Source organism: Streptomyces sp. SID10853 (genome assembly GCF_010548145.1).
GTDB lineage: Bacteria > Actinomycetota > Actinomycetes > Streptomycetales > Streptomycetaceae > Streptomyces.
In genome coordinates, this window is record NZ_JAAGLN010000424.1 from 1 (window position 1) to 2,789 (window position 2,789).

The following is a 2,789-nucleotide window of genomic DNA, read 5'->3' on the forward strand; positions in this document are numbered from 1 at the left end:
CGCGGGCGGCCACCCGAGCCCCAACGCGGGCCCGGTGGAGGCGTCGTTCGCGGGCTCCATCGGCGTACGGCTCGGCGGCACCCTCTCGTACGGCGGCCGGGTCGAGCACCGGGCGGTGCTCAACGGCGGCGGCCGGCCCGTGGCCTGCGCGGACATCGAGCGCGCGGTGCGGCTGTCGCGCCGGGTGTCGCTGCTGGCGCTCGCGACAGCTCTCGTGGTGAGGAAGGTACGCCGATGAGTGGCGGACTGCTGGTGGCAGGAACGACGTCGGACGCCGGCAAGAGCGTGGTCACGGCGGGCATCTGCCGGTGGCTGGTGCGCCAGGGGGTGAAGGTCGCGCCCTTCAAGGCACAGAACATGTCGCTCAATTCGTTCGTCACCCGCGAGGGCGCGGAGATCGGGCGGGCGCAGGCGATGCAGGCGCAGGCGGCGCGGGTCGAGCCCACGGCGCTGATGAACCCGGTGCTGCTCAAGCCGGGCAGCGACCGGTCGAGCCAGGTCGTGCTGATGGGGAAGCCGGTGGGCGAGATGAGCGCCCGCGGCTACCACGGCGGCCGGCAGGAGGCGCTGCTCGGCACGGTGACGGACTGTCTGGACCAGCTGCGGAGCACGTACGACGCGGTGATCTGCGAGGGGGCGGGCAGCCCCGCCGAGATCAATCTGCGGCGGACCGACATCGTCAACATGGGCATCGCGCGCGCCGCGCGGTTCCCGGTGGTCGTCGTCGGCGACATCGACCGGGGCGGGGTCTTCGCGTCGTTCTTCGGTACGACGGCGCTGCTGGCCGCCGATGACCAGGCGCTCGTCGCCGGGTATCTCGTCAACAAGTTCCGCGGCGACGTGTCCCTGCTCGAACCTGGCCTCGACATGCTCCAGGACCTGACCGGGCGGCGGACCTACGGGGTCCTGCCGTACGCGCACGGTCTGGGCATCGACGAGGAGGACGGGCTGCGGGTGTCGATGCGCGGCACGGTGCGCGAGTCCGCCGTGTCGGCGCCGTACGGGCAGGACGTGCTGCGGATCGCCGTGTGCGCCGTGCCGCTGATGTCGAACTTCACGGATGTGGACGCGCTGGCGGCCGAACCGGGCGTCGTGGTGCGGTTCGTGGACCGTGCGGAGGAGCTGGCGGACGCGGACCTGGTGATCGTGCCGGGGACCCGCGGCACGGTGCGCGCCCTGGAGTGGCTGCGGGAGCGCGGACTCGCCGCCGCGCTGGCCCGGCGGGCCGCCGAAGGCCGGCCGGTGCTGGGCATCTGCGGCGGTTTCCAGCTGCTCGGCGAGCACATCGACGACACGGTCGAATCGCGCGCCGGGTCCGTGGACGGCCTCGGACTGCTGCCCGTCCGGGTGCGGTTCGCCGTGGAGAAGACCCTGGCGCGGCCGGCCGGCGAGGCGCTCGGGGAGCGCGTCGACGGGTACGAGATCCACCACGGCGTCGCCGATGTGCTGGGCGGCTCCCCCTTCCTGGACGGCTGCCGCGCCGGTTCCGTGTGGGGCACCCACTGGCACGGTTCGCTGGAGAGCGACGGCTTCCGGCGGGCCTTCCTGCGCGAGGTCGCCGCTGTCGCCGGACGGCGCTTCGTACCGGCTCCCGACACCAGCTTCGGTGTGCTCCGCGAGGAGCAGCTGGACCGGCTGGGCGACCTCATCGAGGAACACGCGGACACCGACGGGCTGCTGGAGCTGATCGAGTCGGGCGCTCCGGCGGGACTCCCCTTCGTGCCGCCGGGAGCACCGCCGGGAGCACCACCGGGCGCGCCGCCGCGATCCGGACGCCGGCCCGTCACCGCACCCGAACCTGTCATCCGAGCATCCGAAGGAGTGATCCCGAAGTGACCACGCCCTACCCGTTCACCGCTGTCGTGGGCATGGACGACCTGCGTCTGGGGCTGCTGCTCAACGCGGTCAGCCCGGCAGTCGGCGGCGTCCTCGTGCGCGGTGAGAAGGGGACCGCGAAGAGCACGGCGGTGCGGGCCCTGTCCGCGCTGCTGCCCGCGGTCCCGGTGGTCCCGGGGTGCCGCTTCTCGTGCGACCCCGGCGCGCCCGACCCGGCGTGTCCCGACGGCCCGCACGCGTCCGCCGACGGCGTGTCACGCGACGCGCGCATGGTCGAACTGCCCGTCGGCGCCTCCGAGGACCGGCTGGTCGGCGCGCTGGACATCGAGCGCGCGCTGGCCGACGGCGTGAAGGCGTTCGAGCCGGGGCTGCTCGCCGACGCGCACCGCGGGATCCTCTACGTCGACGAAGTCAACCTGCTGCACGACCACTTGGTGGACCTGCTGCTCGACGCCGCCGCCATGGGCGCCTCGTACGTGGAGCGCGAGGGCGTCTCCGTACGGCACGCCGCGCGGTTCCTGCTCGTGGGCACGATGAACCCCGAAGAGGGCGAACTGCGGCCGCAGTTGCTGGACCGCTTCGGGCTGACCGTGGAGGTCGCCGCTTCGCGCGACCCGGACCAGCGGGTCGAGGTGGTGCGCAGGAGGCTCGCGTACGACGACGACCCCGCCGGGTTCGCCGCCCGCTGGGCCGACGAGGAGAGCGAGCTGCGGGCGCGCATCGTGGCCGCGCGGGCGCTGCTGCCCTCCGTGCGTCTCGGTGATCCCGCGCTGCGGCAGATCGCCGCGACCTGTGCCGCCTTCGAGGTGGACGGGATGCGCGCGGACATCGTGATGGCGCGCACCGCGACCGCGCTGGCCGCCTGGGCGGGGCGTTCGGACGTCACGGCCGACGACGTACGGCAGGCGGCGCTGCTCGCGCTGCCGCACCGCCGCAGGCGCAATCCGTTCGAC

The 2,789-nt window shown here is 73.8% G+C and carries 3 protein-coding genes; all 3 read left to right on the top strand.

The window, feature by feature from the left end; translation table 11 throughout:
- On the top strand, positions 1 to 238 hold a 238-nt coding region (locus G3I19_RS35835; RefSeq protein WP_203601117.1), incomplete at its 5' end, for a cobalamin biosynthesis protein.
- On the top strand, positions 235 to 1,836 hold the full coding sequence (locus G3I19_RS35840) for a cobyric acid synthase (protein ID WP_239075048.1): 1,602 nt from the start codon (positions 235 to 237) through the stop codon (positions 1,834 to 1,836). The genes G3I19_RS35835 and G3I19_RS35840, both read left to right, overlap by 4 nt.
- Positions 1,833 to 2,789, top strand: a 957-nt coding sequence (locus G3I19_RS35845) for an AAA family ATPase (protein ID WP_164267856.1), incomplete at its 3' end; no start/stop codon positions are given. The genes G3I19_RS35840 and G3I19_RS35845, both read left to right, overlap by 4 nt.

What these genes read in the sequence shown, in the direction of transcription:
- G3I19_RS35840 (WP_239075048.1), top strand. Translation starts at nt 235, where the DNA reads ATGAGTGGCGGACTGCTGGTGGCAGGAACGACGTCGGACGCCGGCAAG.